Source organism: Serratia sp. SCBI, assembly GCF_000747565.1.
Taxonomy (GTDB): domain Bacteria; phylum Pseudomonadota; class Gammaproteobacteria; order Enterobacterales; family Enterobacteriaceae; genus Serratia; species Serratia ureilytica.
Genome location: NZ_CP003424.1, coordinates 2,970,122 through 2,991,016 on the forward strand (window position 1 = coordinate 2,970,122; position 20,895 = coordinate 2,991,016).

The 20,895-nt window shown below is 51.9% G+C and carries 20 protein-coding genes; 8 read left to right on the forward strand and 12 right to left on the reverse strand.

Going from position 1 to position 20,895, the window contains the following annotated elements; translation table 11 throughout:
- Nucleotides 1-25 precede the first annotated feature (25 nt).
- From SERRSCBI_RS13860 to SERRSCBI_RS24165, 3 genes are all read right to left on the reverse strand, one after another.
- Nucleotides 26-748, reverse strand: a complete 723-nt coding sequence (locus tag SERRSCBI_RS13860) for an RNA polymerase sigma factor FliA (RefSeq protein WP_004934752.1) — start codon at nt 746-748, stop codon at nt 26-28.
- A gap of 182 nt (nt 749-930) precedes the next feature.
- The gene (locus SERRSCBI_RS13865) at nt 931-1,998 is read right to left on the reverse strand and encodes a flagellin FliC (RefSeq protein ID WP_042784804.1); all 1,068 of its coding nucleotides are present in this window, start codon (nt 1,996-1,998) and stop codon (nt 931-933) included.
- A 43-nt stretch (nt 1,999-2,041) separates the two neighbouring features.
- Complete coding sequence (locus tag SERRSCBI_RS24165) at nt 2,042-2,287, reverse strand: histidine kinase (protein ID WP_071883591.1); 246 nt, start codon at nt 2,285-2,287, stop codon at nt 2,042-2,044.
- On the opposite strand from SERRSCBI_RS24165, the gene fliD reads away from it, so the two are divergent.
- The 5 genes from fliD to SERRSCBI_RS13890 all read left to right on the forward strand — a co-directional run bounded on the left by fliD (nt 2,281) and on the right by SERRSCBI_RS13890 (nt 7,631).
- Complete coding sequence (gene fliD, locus SERRSCBI_RS13870; RefSeq protein ID WP_042784806.1) at nt 2,281-3,681, forward strand: flagellar filament capping protein FliD; 1,401 nt, start codon at nt 2,281-2,283, stop codon at nt 3,679-3,681. The genes SERRSCBI_RS24165 and fliD overlap by 7 nt on opposite strands.
- Nucleotides 3,682-3,707: 26 nt before the next feature.
- Nucleotides 3,708-4,118 (forward strand): flagellar export chaperone FliS, encoded by a 411-nt coding sequence (gene fliS, locus SERRSCBI_RS13875; protein ID WP_004934758.1) that lies wholly within the window; start codon nt 3,708-3,710, stop codon nt 4,116-4,118.
- A complete protein-coding gene (gene fliT, locus SERRSCBI_RS13880) occupies nt 4,118-4,486 on the forward strand; it encodes a flagella biosynthesis regulatory protein FliT (protein WP_033643504.1) in 369 nt (122 codons plus the stop codon). The genes fliS and fliT overlap by 1 nt, the downstream gene beginning before the upstream one ends.
- 308 nt (nt 4,487-4,794) lie before the next feature.
- On the forward strand, nt 4,795-5,625 hold the full coding sequence (locus tag SERRSCBI_RS13885) for a helix-turn-helix transcriptional regulator (protein ID WP_033650875.1): 831 nt from the start codon (nt 4,795-4,797) through the stop codon (nt 5,623-5,625).
- A 716-nt stretch (nt 5,626-6,341) separates the two neighbouring features.
- Nucleotides 6,342-7,631, forward strand: coding sequence for a hypothetical protein (locus tag SERRSCBI_RS13890; RefSeq protein ID WP_042784808.1), 1,290 nt, complete (start codon nt 6,342-6,344; stop codon nt 7,629-7,631).
- A gap of 45 nt (nt 7,632-7,676) precedes the next feature.
- Here SERRSCBI_RS13890 and SERRSCBI_RS13895 read toward each other — a convergent pair whose 3' ends face one another.
- Entirely contained in the window at nt 7,677-8,600 is a 924-nt protein-coding gene (locus tag SERRSCBI_RS13895) for a LysR family transcriptional regulator (protein ID WP_042784809.1), read from the reverse strand.
- 129 nt (nt 8,601-8,729) lie between these two features.
- Between SERRSCBI_RS13895 and SERRSCBI_RS13900 the strand changes: the two genes are divergently transcribed.
- On the forward strand, nt 8,730-9,329 hold the full coding sequence (locus SERRSCBI_RS13900) for an FMN-dependent NADH-azoreductase (RefSeq protein ID WP_042784811.1): 600 nt from the start codon (nt 8,730-8,732) through the stop codon (nt 9,327-9,329).
- 168 nt (nt 9,330-9,497) lie between these two features.
- Here SERRSCBI_RS13900 and SERRSCBI_RS13905 read toward each other — a convergent pair whose 3' ends face one another.
- A complete protein-coding gene (locus tag SERRSCBI_RS13905; RefSeq protein ID WP_042784812.1) occupies nt 9,498-9,698 on the reverse strand; it encodes a hypothetical protein in 201 nt (66 codons plus the stop codon).
- A 365-nt stretch (nt 9,699-10,063) separates the two neighbouring features.
- Nucleotides 10,064-12,418, reverse strand: a complete 2,355-nt coding sequence (locus SERRSCBI_RS13910) for a phage head-binding domain-containing protein (protein ID WP_049866686.1) — start codon at nt 12,416-12,418, stop codon at nt 10,064-10,066.
- Between the two features lie 407 nt (nt 12,419-12,825).
- On the opposite strand from SERRSCBI_RS13910, the gene SERRSCBI_RS13920 reads away from it, so the two are divergent.
- Nucleotides 12,826-13,077 (forward strand): Arc family DNA-binding protein, encoded by a 252-nt coding sequence (locus SERRSCBI_RS13920; RefSeq protein WP_042784814.1) that lies wholly within the window; start codon nt 12,826-12,828, stop codon nt 13,075-13,077.
- Nucleotides 13,078-13,153: 76 nt separating this feature from the next.
- Nucleotides 13,154-13,540: a hypothetical protein gene (locus SERRSCBI_RS24170; protein WP_232230704.1), complete on the forward strand. Its 387-nt coding sequence runs from the start codon at nt 13,154-13,156 to the stop codon at nt 13,538-13,540.
- 20 nt (nt 13,541-13,560) lie between these two features.
- Here the strand turns inward: SERRSCBI_RS24170 and SERRSCBI_RS13925 are convergent, their stop codons facing one another.
- Genes SERRSCBI_RS13925 through SERRSCBI_RS13950 form a run of 6 tightly spaced genes read right to left on the reverse strand, consistent with a single transcriptional unit; the run spans nt 13,561 to nt 20,892 of the window.
- Nucleotides 13,561-16,038, reverse strand: coding sequence for a lytic transglycosylase domain-containing protein (locus tag SERRSCBI_RS13925; RefSeq protein ID WP_042784815.1), 2,478 nt, complete (start codon nt 16,036-16,038; stop codon nt 13,561-13,563).
- The gene (locus tag SERRSCBI_RS13930) at nt 16,038-17,387 is read right to left on the reverse strand and encodes a phage DNA ejection protein (RefSeq protein ID WP_042784816.1); all 1,350 of its coding nucleotides are present in this window, start codon (nt 17,385-17,387) and stop codon (nt 16,038-16,040) included. Before SERRSCBI_RS13930 ends, SERRSCBI_RS13925 begins: the two co-directional genes overlap by 1 nt.
- A complete protein-coding gene (locus tag SERRSCBI_RS13935; RefSeq protein WP_049866722.1) occupies nt 17,387-18,040 on the reverse strand; it encodes a hypothetical protein in 654 nt (217 codons plus the stop codon). Before SERRSCBI_RS13935 ends, SERRSCBI_RS13930 begins: the two co-directional genes overlap by 1 nt.
- A 55-nt stretch (nt 18,041-18,095) precedes the next feature.
- Entirely contained in the window at nt 18,096-18,554 is a 459-nt protein-coding gene (locus SERRSCBI_RS13940; protein ID WP_042784817.1) for a DUF2824 family protein, read from the reverse strand.
- Nucleotides 18,554-19,465 carry a tail protein gene (locus tag SERRSCBI_RS13945; protein ID WP_042785727.1) on the reverse strand — a complete coding sequence of 304 codons (912 nt, stop codon included), beginning with the start codon at nt 19,463-19,465 and terminating at the stop codon, nt 18,554-18,556. The genes SERRSCBI_RS13940 and SERRSCBI_RS13945 overlap by 1 nt, the downstream gene beginning before the upstream one ends.
- Nucleotides 19,465-20,892, reverse strand: a complete 1,428-nt coding sequence (locus SERRSCBI_RS13950) for a packaged DNA stabilization protein (RefSeq protein ID WP_042784818.1) — start codon at nt 20,890-20,892, stop codon at nt 19,465-19,467. The genes SERRSCBI_RS13945 and SERRSCBI_RS13950 overlap by 1 nt, the downstream gene beginning before the upstream one ends.
- Nucleotides 20,893-20,895: the final 3 nt, after the last annotated feature.

A 20,895-nucleotide genomic window follows, 5' to 3' on the forward strand; every position in this document is an offset into this window, starting at 1 on the left:
GAGTTGAGGGGGCGGCAGCCCGCCGTCAGGTATCGTTCGCCAGCCGCGCACGCAGCCGTTTGATCGCCTGACTGTGCAGTTGACTGACGCGGGATTCCCCGACGTCCAGCACGGCGCCGATCTCTTTGAGATTCAACTCTTCCTGGTAATACAGCGTCAGCACCATTTTTTCGCGCTCCGGCAACGCCTCGATGGCGTCGATCACTCGCTGGCGCAGGCTGCCTTCCAACAGGTGATGCAGCGGGTTGGCCTCTTCATGCCCTTCCAGCATCGGTTCCGCGTTTTCGCCATGCTCCTCGCGCCATTCGTCGTAAGAGAAAAGCTGGCTGTTATTGGTGTCCAACAGAATTTGACGGTACTCATCCAGCGAGATATTCAGCGTCTGCGCTACTTCCGTCTCGCTCGCCGGCCGGCCATAACGCTGTTCCAGTTGCCGCATCACCTGCGCGACCTCGCGCGCGTGGCGCCGCACGCTGCGCGGCACCCAGTCGCGGCTGCGTAGCTCGTCGAGCATCGCGCCGCGAATGCGCTGCACCGCATAGGTGGTAAAGGCGGTTCCCTGTAGGGCGTCATAACGCTCAACGGCGTTCAATAACCCGATTCCCCCGGCCTGCAGCAAGTCGTCAAGCTCCACGCTGGCGGGCAACCTGACCTGCAGGCGCAGCGCCTCGTGGCGCACTAACGGGACGTAGCGCAGCCAGAGAGAATTTTTGTCCATCACGCCTTCGGCGGTATACAGATCGCTCACTATGTCTTAAACCTGCGGATAAGAGAGTCAGCGCTATTATGCGTAGGGGGCGAAATGCCAATCGGCTGAACAGTCGCACAAAACGGGCTTTATTTGCGCCATGTAATAACCGCGCGGTGCGCGAGCATAAAAAAACCCCGCCGAAGCGGGGTTTCTTTGCGACAGTTAATCGGGAGAGACGATTAACGCAGCAGGGACAGAACGTTCTGAGTAGACTGGTTAGCCTGTGCCAGAACAGAGGTGCCAGCCTGTTGCAGGATGTTGGCACGGCTCATGTTGGACACTTCGGTCGCGTAGTCAGCATCCTGAATACGGGACTGAGAAGCGGACAGGTTGTTCACGGTGCTGTTCAGGTTGTTGATAACAGAATCGAAACGGTTCTGTACCGCACCCAGAGAAGAACGCAGGCCGTCAACCTGTGCCAGCGCTTTGTCCAGGGTAGCCAGTGGATCTTTAACGTCAGTAACGTCAGTACCCTTGGTTACAACGCCTTTGTCGTCGATTTTCGCAGTGGCGTAGGTTTTTGCGCCAGTCGCTGCATCAGTAGTCTGAATGTAGTAACCTTCTTTACCGTCTTTGTCTTTACCGGAAACCAGAGTCGCTTTCTCTAAAGCGCCACCAGCTTTGGAAGATTCAGCCAGGTCGAAAGCAACATCTTTACCGGTGTCATCTTTAACCATGGCTTTATCGGCAACTGCAGAGCCAATTTTGGTGCCTTTTTCGGTTACATCGAAACCAGTCAGACCCAGTTTGCCAGAATCGATCTTCTGCAGGTCGATATCGATGGTTTCACCGTCGTTAGCGCCAACCTGGATGGTCAGTTTCTGATCGCTGCTCAGCACTTTCACGCCGTTGAAGTCAGTCTGCTCGGAGATACGGTTGATTTCCGACATGCGCTGAGTGATTTCGTCCTGGATGGATTTCAGGTCGCTGGTGGAGTTAGAACCGTTCTGCGCCTGTACGGTCAGACGACGGATGTTCTGCAGGTTGTCGTTAACTTCGTTCAGTGCGCCTTCAGTGGTCTGCGCCAGAGAGATACCGTCGTTGGCGTTACGGGAAGCCTGAGTCAGGCCTTTGATGTTCGCGGTGAAACGGTTGGAGATAGCCTGACCCGCAGCATCGTCTTTCGCGCTGTTGATACGCAGACCGGAAGACAGACGCTCAATCGCAGTGCCCAGAGAAGACTGAGATTTGTTCAGGTTGTTCTGCGCCATCAGAGACAGGCTGTTAGTGTTGATTACTTGTGCCATTGTTTGCTTTCCTTACGAGTCAGTTGCGTTCTTCGCAACACAGTTAAAAGGTTCGGGCTTGTTTGCCCACGGCGTCAACCACCGTCCCCTCAGGTATCGGCCCTCCCCTAACAACCTTTAGAATTTTTTTAATTTTTTTTTGCGTCCGCCGCAATGGCGGAAATAACGCGGTTTTTCCCTCTTCTATTGCGCCATCGGTTTTTTGTTTTTTTCGGTAAACTTTTTCATCACTGGGCCGATAACGCGTAAAGCGAATAAAGTCATAATCAAGGAGAATTACCCATGGCAACGATCAGTTCATTAGGTCTCGGCTCAGGACTCGACCTCAATGGCCTGCTGGACAAGCTGACCAAAGCGGAACAACAGCGCCTGACCCCTTACACCACCAAACAATCCAGCTATAAAGCCCAGTTGACCGGTTACGGCACGCTGAAGGGCGCGTTGGAAAAGTTCGACAACCTCAGCAAAGAGATGGCGAAAGAGGACTTCTTCAAGGCCACCACCGCCACCGAACACGACGCCTTCAAGATCACCACCAACGCCAAGGCGGTGCCGGGCAACTATGTGGTGGAAGTGAAGAACCTGGCGCAGGCGCAAACCCTGACCACTCAGGCGAAAGTCAGCGACCAGGGCGCCAAGTTAGGCACCGAAGGCGCCACAGACCGTTCCCTGACCATCACCGCCGGCAACCCGCCGAAAGCCACCAAAATCCCACTCAGCGACGATCAAACCTCGCTGGTTGAGATGCGCGACGCCATCAACGGCGCCAAGGCCGGCGTCACCGCCAGCATCATGCGCGTCGGCGACAACGACTACCAGCTGGCGATCAGCTCTTCCACCACCGGCGAAAACAACAAGATCTCCCTCCAGGTCGATAATGACGACAAACTGGGCGATATCCTGAACTACAACGCCACCCGCGGCACCACCACCGCCATGAAGCAGACGGTCGCGCCGCAGGACGCGGAGCTGATGGTGAACGGCACGGCCATCAAACGCAGCACCAACTCGATCAGCGATGCCCTGCAGGGCGTCACCATCGATCTGAAAACCAAAACCAAAACCGATGAACCGCAACACCTGGTGATCAGCACCAACACCGCCGGCACCACCGACAAGATCAAAGAGTGGGTCGACAGCTATAACTCGCTGCTGGACACCTTCAACTCACTGTCCAAGTTCACCCCGGTGAAAACCGGCGAAGCGCCAAACCCAACCAACGGCCCGCTGCTGGGCGACAACACCCTGCGCGGCATTCAGTCGTCGATCAAAAGCGCGCTGAGCGCCGCCCAGGACAACCCGGAGTTGAAAGGCCTGGGCAACCTCGGCATTTCCACCAACACTAAAACCGGCAAGTTGGAAATCGACAGCGCCAAGCTGAAGAAAGCGATGGATGAGAAGCCGGATCAGGTCAGCAACTTCTTCGTCGGTAACGGCAAAGACACCGGCATGGCCACCGAGATCCACAACGAGATCCAGAACTACATCAAATCCGGCGGCATCATCGAGAACTCGACCAAAAGCATCAACACTAACCTCGATCGCCTGAACAGCCAGATCACCACGGTCACGGCCAGCATTCAAAACACCATCGATCGTTATAAACAACAGTTCGTTCAGCTGGATACCATGATGTCGAAAATGAACGGCACCAGTAACTATTTGGCTCAACAGTTCAAGTAACCCTTTAACAAGGCAAAGAAAACAGCATGTATAACCGTAGCGGCACTCAGGCCTATGCACAGGTCAGTCTGGAAAGCGGCGCCATGAGCGCCAGCCCGCACCAGTTAATCGTGATGTTGTTCGACGGGGCGCTCAGCGCCCTGCTTCGCGCACGCATCCTGATGAACCAGGGCGATATCGCTGGCAAAGGCATGGCGCTCTCCAAAGCCATCAATATCATCGACAACGGCCTGAAAAGCGGCCTCGATCCTCAGCAGGGCGGCGAGATCGCCGAAAACCTGGCGGCGTTATACGACTATATGAAGCGTCGCCTGATGCAGGCCAATCTGCACAACGACGAAGCGGCGATTGCCGAGGTGGTCAAACTGCTGGAAAACATCGCCGACGCCTGGCGCCAGATCGGCCCCAACTACCAACCTTCGCAGGACGCCGTGTAATGGAACGTCAACAGCAGCTGTTAGCCGCTTATCAACAAATTTACACCCTGAGCAGCCAGATGATCGCGCTGGCGCAAACCGGGCGCTGGGAAGAGCTCGTCGAGCTTGAATTCGCCTACGTGACGGCGGTGGAAAAAACCGCCGCCTTTACCGGGCAAGCCGGCCCGTCCATGGCGTTGCAGGAGATGTTGCGCAATAAGCTGCAACAGATCCTCGACAACGAAACCGAGCTCAAACGTCTGTTGCAGCAACGGATGGATGAGCTGAAAACGCTTATTGAACAGTCAACGCGCCAAAACGTGGTCAACAACACCTACGGCCAGTTTCATGACCGCGCGCTGCTGCTGGGAGAGCCACAGGTCCGATAAGATCGACAATACTGACGAAAATGGATTAAATAGCACTATGCGCTATTACCCTCGGGTTACGTTAGGATATTAATCTATGGCATTTGAATTATTCAGTTTATGGGTAATTGGTAAAATGCGCACTTCGAGCCTGGCTCTCACTTTAATGGATAAACATCATCCCGACACGGACGTTTTCTGTTCATCAGGAAATTGATTTTTGATAGATAAAACTCGCCGCTGTGTTTCACGGCCCATGGAAAAATGTTGCTCCAGCGCGGATCAAAGCGTAAAGATATTCCCAGATAATGGCTGCGAAATGAATATCGATGGAACGTACAATTAATCTCTGTCCTGGAATTGGCGCCTCAGCGCACATCATTCAGTATACTGAATTATTATTCCCTTCAGTCTATTTTGAGCAACCACATCTGTATCTGATACAACAAGGCCATAAGCGCGTACGCTGGCAACAACACGAAGTGGTCGCTCATCCCGGCGAGCTGTTGATTATCGACGGCGGGCAAACGGTGGACATTATTAACGGCCCGTCCGAAGACGGCGTATTCAGTTGCCAACTGCTGACCTGCGATCCCCTGTTGCTCACCGTCCAACCTCCGGCCGAGGAAACGCCGGCGGCGATGCCGTTCGATGCCGTCCTGGCGCTGCGCAATCTGCCCTGCGCCCTAAAGCACAGTTTTGAAACCACCGGCCTGGCGCTGACGCTGCGGCAACGCTTTCCCACCATCATCGTGCGGCACAAAATGCTGGAAATTCTGCTGTGGCTGGCCCAATTCGGCATTCGCTTTATTCACAACGAAGCCAAGGATCTGACGCAGCGGGTGCGTCGCTGCCTGGCGACCGATCCGCACAGCATTTGGACGGCGGCCAAAGTCGCGGAGAGCCTGTCGATGAGTGAAGTGATGTTGCGCCGCAAACTGTCGATGGAAAACACCGCGTTGCGCAACCTGATGATCGACGTCCGGATGAGCAGCGCGCTGGCCCTGCTGCAATCGACCGACTGGCCGATTTCCGCCATCGCGCAGCATGTGGGTTATGAAAGCGCGTCGCGTTTCGCCGAACGTTTTCGCAAACGCTTCGGTTTCGCGCCTACCGCCATTCGCGGCCACCAAAGGATTATGGAACCGGCCATCGAATAGACTTATGGGGCCGGTTAATCAATTATTGTCTCACCCAGATCAACCAGGAGAGGCAGGGGGGAACGGGAGAGTCTGTATAATTCCTTCTCACCGATAAATTCCCCTCAGCGTCCCGACAGCGACGCGGGCACCTTTCCAGGATGTTCGGTTCCGCCGGAGCCTACTTATTGATGCCCCCAAACCACTGCTCAATTTACCATCACATTATTAAGGAATTTCTTATTTTAACGAGCCCCTAAAATGCGCCTGCTATACTGCCACTTCATACAAATGGGCAACATAAAAGCGAACCTAAAATGCGACGAAAAAGCACCTTCATCGAAAAATTAAAGTCTGTGGCAGAAACATTGATTCTCACAACATGCCTTATGTGGCTTCTTTATGAATCATTACAATGGTCACTTGCTCTTGGCGAACTTTAATTAGAAAATCTAATCAATCACTCATCAGTACTCTTTCTGCGCTCACATCATCAGAACACGCCTCCCTATTTCATGGTCTTTCTGGCGAGCCCCATCGGCCAAAATCATTAGCGAACCTATCCAATCATTCGCAGACTACTTAACATACTCTATAACCCTATGAATATGTTGTTATTAATGATGGATTTTTCCAGCCTGGTGAAGTAAGATATCGCGCGCCTCCCTGCTTTTTATAACTAATTAAATCTTAAGCCAGGTGATGGTACACAGGATAAGTAATTTAGGGAATATAATGTGAACATATTAAGTTTTGTTTGGCTGGCTCTTGCTTTCGCCACTTTTTTCCTACACCACAGAACTATTTTTGCCCTGCTGATACTGGCTTCAATATTTCAATCAAGCGCTATTATCAATACAGGGAATAATAGCCTGCCTGTATTTTATTTCATTGAACTAGTGTTGATTATAAGGTTTATTTTCACCTCCAAGGACAGTGAGTCCGTGTTGAACATCAAGCACAGGGTCTTTATTCAATCCTTGGCGTTGATTATACTATTTTGGTTCACTACTTATGCCTTCACCCATCTATTTGAGGGAATGAGAGTCTACTCCTCTGCTTATAGCTTTGAAGCTAACTATGCAAATAAAGGCTTCTCGCTTATATGGGGGAACAACAATGTTAAACAACTGGCGCTGATTACTCTAAACCTATTGACGTTGTATGTTATTTATGTAAAACGCCATGAAATAACGGCAGAGTATGCACTAAGAGTCATCATTTTCACTACGCTGGTCTTCTCCGCTTACTGCTTAGTCTGGCTTCTGGCCAGACCGGTCGCGCATGCTATACAGGTTATAATGTATAATAGTATGCATAATGCCAATGCTATTTTCGACTCCAGACTGAGCGGCACCTTTGGTGAGCCTTCATTCGCCGGTATTTTCATCGGCGCAACGATAGTCCCTCTCTTGATGGCCAAGGGATTCCGATTGAAACTGCTCTCTATCTTAATGATGCTTTTCCTGATTAAAAATGGCTCTACATCAGGTTATTTCACCCTACTTACATCACTGTGTGGCACATTCATTTTCAGCCCGCGTTTCAATCTGGTAAAGAAAGTTCTATTTTCAATTTCACTCATCATTGTTTCAAAGCTCACTTTTATTTTATTCCTGGATAAAATAACAGCGTATGCAGATAAAAAAGCGCAAACGGTCTCTAACCTCGTCCGTTCTGCCTCCAACTACAATGCTCTTGAAATTATGTACAATACATTTGGGCTGGGAGCTGGCATCGGCAGCGTGCGAATCTCATCTCTCGCGCTTTCTCTCATTGCTAACTTTGGGGTAATAGGGTCGTTCCTATTAGTCGGTTTTATCATATCCAAGATTATTCGCTCCCAAAGAAACATTATCGGCAGCGAGGCCCATTCAGTGCTTAAATTCATGCTTTTCTCGGCATTTTTAGGCTCTTGTGCTGCCAACCCCGACTACTCTTGCGGGTTCATCTGGGTGCTCATATTCTGTTGTTTATTAACGGGGAAAACACAGCCTGCGGCGCTGAGTTCGCCGCACAGCAAGTAAATCCAACGTCCGCCTGTCGTTAATGTTTGCCGATACATGCAAATTTCAGGTTATCGCGGTTCGCGTCAGCCTGATCGGCAGCTCAGCCACCAGTTTGTCCACCGCCAGCCGCACCTTGAGCGGCTGGTAAGGCATATAGGGCCACACCACGTTGACCGGGAAACTAAGGTTGGACTCACCGCGCATGATCTCCACCAACGTCCCCGCCATCAGCCGCTCGCGCACCAGCCACTCCGGCAGCCAGGCAATGCCGGCGCCGGCGCCGGCGGATATCGCATCGACGATCCCCTGCATATCATCCATCATCATCTTGGCCGGGGGGCTGAACGATTGCAGCTCACCGTTTTCGCCACGCAGCTGCCACGGCAGCACGGCGCCGGCGTGCAGATACCCCACCGCCTGATGCCGGCTTAACGCTTCCACCGTGCTCGGCTCGCCGCAGCGCCGCACGTAGTCGGGCGACGCGCACAGGAGCATGCCGTGTTCGCCCAAACGTCGGGCAACCAAACTGCCGCTGTCCGCCAGTTCGCCGATGCGCACCGCCAGATCGAATCCCTCATCGACGAGATCGATCCTGCGGTCGCTGAATGAGATTTCCAGCGTCAGTAACGGATGCTCATTCGCCAGCGCCGTCAACAAGGGCGCAATGCACAGGTGGCCGAACAGCACCGGCACCGAGACTCTGAGCCGGCCGCTGACCTGCATCTTGCCGCTGTCGAGCTGGTTTTCCGCCGCCTGAACGTTCGCCAATGCCTGTCGACAGTGTTCATAGTACAGCGCGCCTTCGTCCGTCAGGCTCAGGCTGCGCGTCGTGCGCATAAACAGCATTACGCCCAGCCGCGCCTCCAGACGCGACACGATTTTGCTGACCGCAGAACGCGTCAGATGCAGTTTCTCTGCGGCGGCGGCGAAACTGCCGCCTTCCGCTACGGCAACAAAGGCCGGCAGCGCACTCAGATCGCTTTTCATCTTAATGTTGCCAATATGGAATCAATTAGGTGAAAACCTATCACCACTGGTGAACATTAAGCAATGATAATCTGCAGTCATTCCGGAGTCCCCGGTGAAAACCACAGATTACCGTCAGAGGACAGCAGCATGAAAAAAATACTGGCTCTCAAATCCAGCATTATGGGAAATGACTCGCAGACCAATAACCTGATTGACCGCTATCTGGCGGCGCGCAAAGCGAAAGGATACAACGATCGGATCGTCGAACACGATCTGACGGCGCTGGATCTGCCGGTGTTGGACGGCGAGCTGTTCAGCGCGCTGCGTGGTGCGGAAAATGTCAGCCCGCGCGCCAAAGCCACGGTGGCGCTCTCCGATCAACTGATTGCCGAACTGAAAGAGAGCGACCTGTTGCTGATCGGGGCGCCGATGTACAACCTCAACGTGCCGACTCAGCTGAAAAACTGGTTCGATCTGGTGGCCCGCGCCCGGATGACCTTCAACTATACCGCCACCTACCCGGTGGGGCTGGTGGAAGGCGTCAATGCGGTGGTCTTCAGTTCACGCGGCGGCATGCACGCCGGGCATCCGACCGACGCCGTAACGCCCTACCTGCGCTCAGTGCTGGGGCTGATGGGGATCGGCGACGTGCAATTCATCTATGCCGAAGGGCTGGACATGAAACCGCACGGCCGCGACCAGGGGCTGGCAAGCGCCCACCAGCGCATCGTGGCGTTAGCGGGCTGAGGCAAACGCACGGCAGCATTGATTTGTTATAACATAACAAATATGATGTTCGCGTTGACGCACCTCGAACGTGCGTCGGCGCTCCTACATCACATAAATGTTTTATCGCACCTTCAGCCAGCTATTTCGATAGCTGGCTTTTTTTGTCCATCGACTGGCGTCACGGCTTCAGTATTGCCGGGCGGCGCGTTTCAATTCACGCTCGCCGGGCGACTGTGTCTTCACCGACAGCGGCGCGACAAACGCCTTCCACTCTTTGCCGGCATCCTGATGAGGCGCCATTTTTTGCGCCGATGAATAATCATCATTCTGGCCGGCGCATCCAGACAACGCCATCATGGCCAGAGCAAGGCACAGCAATTTACACATTATCCTATCCCTCCTATAACCATCGCCATAGGCTAACAGCGCCGAGCCAAATTTCACTGAAAAATGGACGGTACGTTCATCACACCGGCATATTCATGATATGAGGACATAAAAGCATACAGTTAGCTGATGTAAGTAGTATCTAGGTGTTTAGCAATGCATTACCGCAAACCGATTCACAGCATTAGGGTGCTCTGAGTTGCTTTGCGGTAATTTTTTGCCCCATGCATGCCCCATGCTGAATGAGTTATAAAAGCCATGTCAGCAGAAGTGATGTGAAAACATCCTTGTCCAAGATCTGCCCAACCTTAGAGCCACAACCTCACGGTCATTTAGATAACTTTCGGCTGTGGTTATCACATCAATCACACCCCTGAAATTGTCACCATTGCAGTGCTATTCGCAGAGCACATAATTGTTGGTCGCTTACCCGCTCCAGATGGCCATGCAACCGTCACGGTCTCTGAACCGGCCTGCTGGCTGATTATGTTTAGAGTGCCATCAAAAGCCACCATGCGCTTTGTTAGAGCGACGATCAGCGCAGAGTTAGCAGTCCGAACATGTACGATGATCGCCCCAACATCTGAAGCCCATAGATATCTTGGCACTTCAGTTGCAACGCCAGGGGTTACAGCCATCGTTCCTGAGTTCTGGTTGATCTGCTGAGCTTGCAGCTGAACTTCAGGCGCGCCATGCCAGTAGGTTAATGGGTTATCAGCCGTCATGTTGAAGTCTGACAGAACAAGCAGGCCGCCGGTTGCTGATGGTGCTGCTGCCACGACATCCCAGATAACTCGGTTGGTGCTGGCAGGGATAGAAATCCTCGCCAGATACTCATTGCCAAAACGCTCCCACTTGGCTGGGCCTGTTGAAGGGAACACAATTGGGCTGCCGAAATCAGCCAGGTATGCGGTCGCTGATACGCCTACGGAATCCCCTACAGACGACGCATACACCCAAATTGAGCAAGCACCCGTGAACGAGGTAAATACGCGCTGAGATATGCCAACGCCATTTGAAGATGCCGGATTGGTAGAAGTAACAACGTTCCTGTTGATAGTGATGTTACTCCCCGCCGCAGCATATCCATAGGGAATCAGCGTTGCTGGGTCTACAGATGCCAGCCATACGTTACTTAGGCGGTTTTTTGGCTTGTTATCAAAGATGATTGTTCTTGTGCCGACGGTTGCAGAACCTTCAATCAAGTTGCTTTGCGCATCGTTATTGAACTCCATGTTAGGCATCGCCAGGACAATGAAGTTATTCAGCCAAACCCTGCAGCCTGATGCCGTGCCAAAGTTAAACCATCGAGCAGGAAGTGGCCCCACTGCAGTGACTGGACTGGTATCTGCATCAATCTGGAATTTCCAGCCATCGAACTGATATCCAGAAACCTGAGTTGCAAGTGGGTTTGTCAGCATGACTCCACCACCTTCAGAGCAGTAACGTGAGATAAACGTACCGTTGTTTACGCCCCAGGTAAGACCGCTATTGATGTCGCTTTTCAGTAATGTTCCGCATTTGTCCACCAACCAGTTACTACCATTAACCGTACAAAGCCGCGCCGTGCCGTTCTGGTTATTGATGACTACCTTGTTCTTGCCGAATACGTGAGTGTCATTGATAAACATCCCGTCATGTTCGGTAAAGTGGAATGCGCAACTTGTGGGGATCATCGCTGCGGCATTAATAAACGACCAAGCAGGACGCGTTACGTTAGGGTTAATGTGAACATTGCTGAACCGGCCTACGTCAGCAGAACGATGAACGCGGTAATCGATGTTAATCGCATAGCCATAAACGTTTTCAACGAATGGGCATTCACCTTGCAAATACGCCCAGTTGTAGGCTCCGGCATAGCGCATATTAACCAACGCCATAGAGCGAGAATTGCTTCTGATAAAATATCCATACTGGATAAAATCAGCGGCGGTTGCTACCGATTGAGGCTGATTATAAATAACACTGAAACCGGCAAACACGTTATTGGCCGTAGCCGTAAAGCAGTCAACGCCCGGAGGTAAGTCAATAATCAGCGTTGAGTCGTAAGCGTAATCTTGCGGCCATACTTGTTCAGTTTGCGGCCCCTGCGTCATGCCTTCATGATTACCAACAATGCTTACACCTGATGGCAGCGTGAAGCCAGTTGAGCCTGAAATTTTGTATTTCCCATGAAGCTTTAGAACTTTGAATTTTGCATCTGAAGTGGCTAGGAAAGCCAATGCCCTTGTCATAGCATCGTAGCTATTGTTAACGCCTGTTGGGTCGCCACCAAACATGTCCAGCGAATACCCAAGCTCTGCCTGCACGGTTGAGTAGTTGAAGGTGGTTCCTTCAGGATACCCAATGCCGATTTTACCAGCGCCACCAGGGCCAGCGAATTCACCAGGATTGTATTTTAGAACGTTAGGGAAGTAGAACTGCTGAACGCCATAAGCATCATAGATAGCCATGCTGTGCGTCGTTGTAGTTGTAAACTTGGCTATCTGACCGTTGTACACCGGCAGACCAGCTTGCCCTATCATCATTGGCTGGGCCACAGGTACAGATGTCCCATCCTCATTTTCCAGATATGCCTGAATCTGATTCTCAGGAATGGTCGGGTCGGTATCAATCTTACCAATATAAATCCGTCCATTTGCCGCAGCTTTAAATGCTCTAGCCAGCGTGAACAGCTGAGTAGGCATGCTTACTACTACGCTAGGGGTGGTTTCAGCCATTCTTTTCTCCAGGCGTGAGGAATCCCCACAGGTCACGCCTGCGGTGGTTTTTAGGTATAAAAAAAGCCCGACTAAGTTAGCCGGGCCCTGGTGTTGGTTGCTGTTACATGTAGTGAATTATTAGAATGATCATTACCCAGAATGCTAAGCAAAATGCTACGACTGCAAGCCAGGCGTTACGGCTATTCCATCTCATTTTTTCCACCTTTTGTACTGCTATGCACGACACTACTAATCGGTGGGTAAATCATCAAATTGGAACTACAGATCAATAACTTGATATTGATCGGCGTAGACGATCGATTGATGTAAGGTGTTGATAGATATAAAAGATACCATTTTGGTACTATTGTTCACCCATACAGTTAACCATATCATGCCGATCCATCCCTTGGTGAGGCAGAGCTATGGAAGATTTAGAGACGCAGTTTCATCTAAGATTGCCAAAGGAGACTCATGGCAAAGTTAAGCAGCGTGCCAAAATTAATGGACGTTCGCTCAACGCAGAGATCACACTGATAATCGAAGAAGCGCTGGCGCAACCGCCGAAAATAACCGGCTTTCGCGACGATGCCGAACGCCTGGCGCACGAACACGCCGAGCAGTTCAAAAAGGTTGTGGTAGAAACGTTAACCACGATATATCGAAAATACGACTAGCCACATGCTATGCCTAGCGAAAACACAGGAGGTTTTATGTTTGGACTGTCAAAGTCAGAAAGAATAAAAAAATTATATGAAGAAGCAAGTGAAATTAAAAAAGCAAGCATTACACTTCTACAATTTTAAGGAAGAGGTAGAAGAGAAAGCATTTTCAGAACTTTGCAATTTATCATTCAAAAAGGGTTTGCCACCCAGTACCGTAGCAAGGTCGCCAGAGGGGGTTAATATACTGTCAGAGGTAGCCCTTAACAGGCAATATGCCCTCTACCTAAATGAAAAAGCAATACAAATATACGCAGACATATTTAAAATTCAGCACGGAAGAGCAACCAACAACAAAGAAGAGTGGCTTGAGCAAATAGTTAAAAAAGCTGGCTGGGATGTTGTTTCAGCAGAGATCCCATCTATCTGCTCAAGCCTAATATGCGATGCTGATAAACATGTATCTGAAATAAGTTAAAGTGAATGTATTTAATTGACTTAATTATGCTCACCAATGCCGCTCAGAGATGCCACGATTCCTGAGCGGGCTAGCCTCTCAAATTCCTCGCTTCCTACTGCATCTCGTATCGCCTTCACAGCCACCTTGTTAGCCATGAATCTGCGTTCTGCTTCAGCGACTGCTTGAGGAGTGGCGCCAGATTTAACAGCCCTGGTCGCTTCCTGAATCGCTTTTTCAATCGCGTATCGCCCACTCCTTGTTTTTGATATCTTGGCCACTGTGCTCTTGATTACTGCACCAGCAGTCGCACCTACGGTAGCACCTATAACTCCGCCCCCAGTCGCACCGACAACAGCGCCAGCAGTGGAGTTTCCTGTCGCATCAAGAACGGTTTGAGCGATCTTTGGAAGGCCTGAATCTAACGCCTTCAAAACCTCAGTGGTACGCCCTGTTCTTTCAACGTACTGTTGAGGCTTAATTGCAGCTCTTGCCAGGGTTCCATATGCATCCGCGATGCGACCTAAGTCTTTAGAATATCGATTGATCGCATTTACGTTCTGAGGTGTTAACAGCGTAGCGATATGGTTAATCCCGGCAGCATCGGACTTGCCTCCTCTCACTCCATGTGAGATTGCGTCTTGCAGGATTGAAGATATCGCAGGGACTCGCTCGGCCTCTGGAAGTGCTGAAATGATCGAGTGAAACCCTGATGGACCATTTAGGCCTTTAGCCGATGATGACTGCAGAGCCTTAACTCCATTAGTTACCAGAACGTCATTCGCCAGCCCGCGCCCAAAGATTGATTCTGCATTTTCTTGCGCCGTCAATCTCGCCTTAGAAAGGTCATTGGCGCGCGTCCAATCATCAATAAACCCTCCCTGCTCTGCCATGTTGCGCATATCGTCAGTGATCGCCCTACGCACCTCTCCAGCTCTACGAGCTGCGTTAGCCTCTCCGCTGCGGATATATTTCTGCTCTGCGTCAGCAAACTTCGCCCGCCAAGCCTTCATTCCATCAAATGTTACCCCACCGCGATTAGCACCCAGGAGTTGCTTCATTTCAGGGCTAAGTGGAACGCCAGCAGATCGCTCACCTTGAATAACGGCATTGGCGTTGCTTAGCGGCATCTTCTGATTGGGCATTGTCGCCCTTACGTCATCCCATGCGGCGCGTTCCGCATTTTTCATCTCATCAAGGTTCCCCATGATTCTCTGCTTTATGGATGAGCTTTTTTCTGATGCAGTACCTGCCGCCGCGCCGAGATCATCAAGGTTTTGGTTAAACTTAGAGGCAATCTCGTTAAATGCAGCCTGATGCGCATCCTGAGCAACACCTGGGGTCGATGCTAGAGCGCCCTCTGCCTGAGCAACTCCACGGCTTCCTGACCGCATGCCTGGAGTTAGGGCGTTGATATCCACTCCAGCCGTTTCTGCTGCTCTTGCGATGTCGTCTGTGACATTAGCCGCCTGGCCGGAAAGCACGTCACGCCCTGCAGCTGTCCTTGCAAGATTGGAGACGTCATTCGCGGTCTCAATTGCCGCTGGAGTTGCAGCAGCTGCTTGCGTAGCGCCGGTTCTAGCTCCAGACATAGCTCTGATACCGCGCAGTGCTGCAGGCGCGCCAAGTAATGCGGCATTAAGCAGCATTTCCTTTGATGCATTAGCCGCAAAATCACCCTGTTCATTTCCAGCGTTAGCAATAGAACCAATCATTGCACCAGCCACTGGTCCAACTCCTGGCGTTAGGTAGTTACCGATGGCTTCGCCAGCCTGTGCGTAAGGGTCTGTTGGGCGACTTACCGGCCTGTAAACCGGATCAAGCACATCGCCGCCGCCAACTGCTCGGCTACCAGCATTTACGAGGTTTGCCCCACCCTGAAGGATGTCGAACGGGATGTTAGCTAGCCCTCTCGCAGCCTGCTCAATATTCTGCGATGCAGTTGGTGCAGGAGCTTGTTGCGCCCATGGTTGCGCTGATTGCTGAGCCAACTGAGCTAGCTCGTCGTCTGAGCCTGGCGATGCTTGCTGAGTCCACTGAGCAAAGCGTGGATCATTGACGTAATTTACCGTCTCAGTTGGAACCTGAGTCTTCTCACCACGGAGATATTTTTGGACGTTACCGGGGCCCCAGTTATACGCAGCCAGAGCTGCAGATACGTTGCCATCGTGAGCGTCGATCATCTGCTTTAAATAACGCGCCCCAGCCTCTACCTGCATAGCAGGATTGCGCTTCAGCTCTTCTGGGTCATAACCCATTCCGCGAGCGGTGTTAGGCATCACCTGCGTAAGGCCGATGGCACCCTTACCGCTCATGGCATTAGCATTCCCGCTGCTTTCCTTGCTGATTACCGCTCCGAGCAATCCCGCTGGGATTCCGAAGCGCTGTTCAGCATCAGAAACAATATCGCCACCTTGCTGCGGTGGCGATTGTTGCGGCTGCTGGTATTTAGTCCATGGCCCATCGGAAGGAGATTCGGCCGGTGCTGCGTTCTGATACTTTTCCCATGGGCCTGCCATTAGTCTTTTCTCCAGCTATTAGGATTGCTTGGGTCGCCGCCAAGGAAGGTATATCCACCTTCGCTCATGCCAGCACGTGGAGCTGCTCCACTCCCGCTCTGCGAATTGTTGAAGGCGTCGATTTTCTGCTGATAGGTATCAACTACCGGCTGTTGCTTCTGCAGATATGATGTTTGCCGCTGCAGAACACGCTGCCAGTTATCAATTGCCGATCGTGCCGCCTTTGGTGACATGTTTTGGTTTATGGCTAGGAATGCTCGAGCTGCAGCTTGCCCCTCTGAATCTGAAACTGGACCAGTCCCTTTCATGCCAATTACACCCATCAATCGGGCTTGTCCTTGCATCTGTTCGATCTTAGCCCATGCGTCGGCTGACTGCGTCCCAGGAATACGCGAGTTAACCGCGCCGCCGAACCCGAACACGCCATCAAATACATCTGGCGGAATGGCCTTGACTTGATTCACGGTGTCATACATTCCAGCCACGTTATTAACGTTGCTTTGGTGCGCGCCGACATAGTCCTGCATCTTCTGCACCGAGGCTTGTTGCGTGGCAAGGGATTTAGCACTGTTCTCACCCGCTTTCAGGCTGAGCTCTAGGCGCTTGTTGGCGTTATCCGCCTGGTTCTTTTGAGCCGTAAGGTTTAACTGCTGCTGACCTTGCTCAAGCTGACCTTGCTGATAAGCCGCTTGCTGCTGCAGTCGCTGCTGGCCAAGATTGAGATTTGCCTGTGCGATCTGTCCGGTTTGCTGCAGCTTGGCGTTGTTTCCGACGATATCGAAGTACTTATCGCCCTGTGCGGCGAGGCCAAGCGTGTCAAAGAGCTGTGCTGCTCCCTGCGGGTTCTGCATGCCCATCTGCGCCAATACATTTGGGTTAGCGCCAATGCGCGACAAATCTCCCGCGTTTTTCTGCAGGTACTGGCCGTAGGTTTCCGGCCCTTGAGATAAGGCCAGTCGCAATCCAGCTGCCTGGTTTGTCATGTCGCTTTTCTGCTGTTCGTTCAGGCCGGCAACAGCTTGTTGCGCTTGGGTGACGAATGCAGGATTAGCGGCCGCGAAATCTCGAAGTGATGACACATCTCCAGTTTTCCATGCGTCGGCGTGCGCTTGATTGAAAGCATTCTGAGCTTCTTGCTGTTGCTGCTGGTTGTAAATATCAGCGACGCCTGCCAGCCCGCGCAGACCGGTAAGAGCAACGTTGTTCGCGCCGGAGCGAGCGATATCATTGTTATCGCGGATCAGGCCTAACGTGGTATTGATATCGCTAGCCTGTGGGGCATTGGCATTCATGCCGCCAATCCCCGCAAGTAGGCCACCAGAGTTACCAGCCTGTTGCCATGTAGCCATTAGAACAACCCTCCAAGCAGCCCCAGGCCGCCGCCGATAGCAGCGCCCAGCCCTGTTCCTAATCCAGGAATGATATTTCCTAGTTGAGCGCCAGCCATTGCCCCGCCAGCCAGGCCACCAATCCCTTGCTGGAATCCTGAAGGTCGGTTAGCATTGGCTGCAGCCAGTGACGCACCCTGCATCGATAGCTGACCAGCGTTGTTCGCGAAGTTGGCTCCGGCATTTGCCTGGCCCTGCAGCGCGCCTAACCCAATGTTTGCCAGGCTCTGATAGTTGTTCATTTGGCCTGAAAGCCAGTTTTGCCCCAGCGTAGGAGCGATCGTTGCTAATCCGTTGCTGGTAGCGGTGCTGCCAAGGCCGCCGGTTGCCTCAGCTGATGCCAGTTGCTGGTATCGCGCCTGATTGGCGAGGTCTTTGTATTGGCCGGAGTTGTAATAGTCATTCAAGGCTGATTGCTGGCCACCGAGCGTGGAGAGGTTTTGCAGCTGGCCGATGTATTGCTGAGCCAGCGGAGTGAATGGCGCCAGATTGCCCATGATGCGCTCAAACTGCTGGTTTTGCAGGTCAGCGGCGTATTTCGTTGCATCCGCGGCTGCGCCAGCGCCGTTATTGCCGCCCCCTTTGCCCCCTTTGCGCATGCGGCTTTCTTTCATCCGCTTGGAGTTTCCGCAGCGGCTGTTTTCAAAAACATCAAACATAGCGTGATTCCTATTTGGAGTGCTGTTCCAGGAACTCCGTCAGCTCTTCGCGAGTAGCGGAATAGAAAGTGACGTCATCAACGCCTTTGAAGTATTTCTTGATGGTGCCGACACGCTTGAGGCCAAGCATCGTGCAGTAAATCTGACCATGCCGGAATTTGCGCGCGGCGAATGAGGTAACGCATTGCACGTTGAAGTTCGCCAGGATAAACCTCCAGAATTCCAACCCGATTTTCAGGCTGAATCCGCGCACCTCTTTCAGGTACATCGCGTGACAGTCGAAGGTCAGTGGCTGGATTTCGTGAAAGTAGATGATGCCGCCGAACTGGCCATGCACATGCACCTCGAAATAACGATGTCCGGGTTGATAATCGAACCCGTCACCATTGTTACTGCCAGCGATGATGTCGGGATGGTTTCCTACGGCTTCAATCACGTCGATATTTCGCGTTGGTTTGAATTCAATCATCAGTTAATCAACCCATGTGCTCTGGCCATATCCTCTAGCGCCTTGACTCGCTGACATGCCGCTTTAAGCGCATCTGCTAAAGCTTGCACCTCTGACTGCGAATATGAAGTACCAATGGTGTATGACTGATCTGCGTTGAACGCGCCTTTGTTTGCAGTTCCAGTTGCAGCCGTCCATCCAGCTTGCTGAGCCCCGACGACCTGAATTCCTGACACTTTGTAAGAAACAGCGTTAACGCTGCCGCCAACTTGAAGCTTGTCAGTGGTCGGCGTCGCTACATTACCTACGAGGAATGAACCACCAGATGCCTGAACCGATTGGCTAGTTGAGACGGCTTTGGATACATAGTTGGTTTCGATGGTAGAAACCTTTCCCTGCAGCGTTGTGATATTTCCTTCCGCAGTGGTGACTCGCGTTGTCAGTGAGGCGACATTAGTTTGCAGTGATGTGATATTGCTCTCAGCTGTGACCATGCGAACGGTCAGGCCTGCAATATCATTTGTGTTCTGGGTTATGCGTGTTTCGTGGTTAGCAAGTTCTGCCTCATTGGCTGAAATCCTTGCCTCATGATTGACAAGCTCTGCCTCTGCAGCGGTTAACCTGACTTCGTGATCAGCAAGCGTAGTTTCAGCCGCAGATATCCTTTGCTCATGGTTGATGAGCGTTTGCTCTGCTGCCTCTATCCTTGTTTCGTGGTCTGCCAGCACCAAATCTTGCTCATCGTTCCTTTTCTGGGCATCCCATGCCCCTTGCCCCGCCTCGTTTGCCTTCCCCGCCACGTTGCCCAGGTCAGTTCCCTGCTGAATAACGTAAAGCAGATAAGGCTGGGAGAAGATATTGCGAGGAAGGAGCGTAGCATCGATGCGCGTAGCCTGGATGATTACCGGTTCTTTCAATCCATCATCAGCCATCATTCAATCCTCAATGAGCAATCAGACAGCGTTACCGGAGATCGGGTAATCACGCGCACCTTGAAGCCGATATTCTTCCTGACTCGGCCAATTCGACGCCATATAGCGCGTTTGTCGTAGATGAATGGCGCGTTGTAATCCACCATCTGCTCTCGGCCGTAGTTTGAGCCATCAACCGTTGCTGAAATGAAAAGACGCTCAGCCCACTGAGATACGCCAGTTGCAGACTCGAGCTCAAAGTCGAACACCCTGGCGTTATCGGCCTTAAACATCGGCGTGAATAACAGATGTTCAGCCTGCTTGTCGTATTGAGCAGATGAGTCGAATTTAAGCGCGCCCGTGACGGCCTCTAACTTGTCGCCTACCGTTACCTGATTACCTTCGAACACATAATCGATAGAGCGGTGAACGTCATCGAATAGACCGGTTTTCAGGATGCACCATTGCGGGCCGCCCTGGCTGGCGGTAGCGTCATAGCACAGGACGTGGCGAGGAAGATGGGCAATCAGCAGCTCATGGCTATCAAACCGAATTGACTCAAGCACGCTCGTGGACAGCTCTTCAGCCGTATAGCTACGCAGTACTTTCTCCACTGTTGCGGTGGCAATCTGCGAAGCTTGCCCATTGCTGATCATGTAGATGGATGGCGCGCCAGTAGATTGATGGCTAATGAAGGCGAACGAATCCATGAACTCAGTTTTGCAGTAAGTGCCTGCAATGCCCTTCTGCACCATCAAGGATGGCTGCGCGACGTATATCGCGGAAGATGTATCAGTTGCTCCGGTAAGCGAGAAGTACTCGATAGTACTACTGCCGAACATCACTACGAAATCACGCCAGATACCGCAGCCGATAATCCCATCCGGCTGACTCTCTGCAGTGTAAAACGGACGGAATCTATCTGGGTGAGACTCATCCTCAAGGTCGGTTACGCCGAATGTCTGAGTGCCATCTTTAACCCACACATATCTACCGCGAGACCTGCAGATATCCCTAACCTCGCCGATGTCATATTGAGGGAACGCAGTACCTCCAACATCAGGCGGCCAGTTTTGGAGTGTTTTAATTGACCCATCGTATCTATAAAGGGTCATCTTTCCGTTTGATGCTACCGCTTGGCTTGTTGCGCTATGCGCCATACTTACCCGATCGCCACCAGAAACATCATTACGCTCTTCATTGCCGCGATATATTTTCGTCCCCGCCACACGATAGACTACATTCTCTACAGTGTTGTATTCAGCACCGCGAGACACTCCAGAAACGTCTGAGCGCTTCGCTACGCCAGGGAAAGAGCGAAGATACCCTGATGCATTCAGAACTTCTTTCGGCGTCGCAAGCATGTTCACAGGAAGCAAATCGACGTAATCAGCATTGCGGTAGTCTTTGCCAAGGCCTTTGGCTAATGGCAGCTTTTGGATTGGCATGTG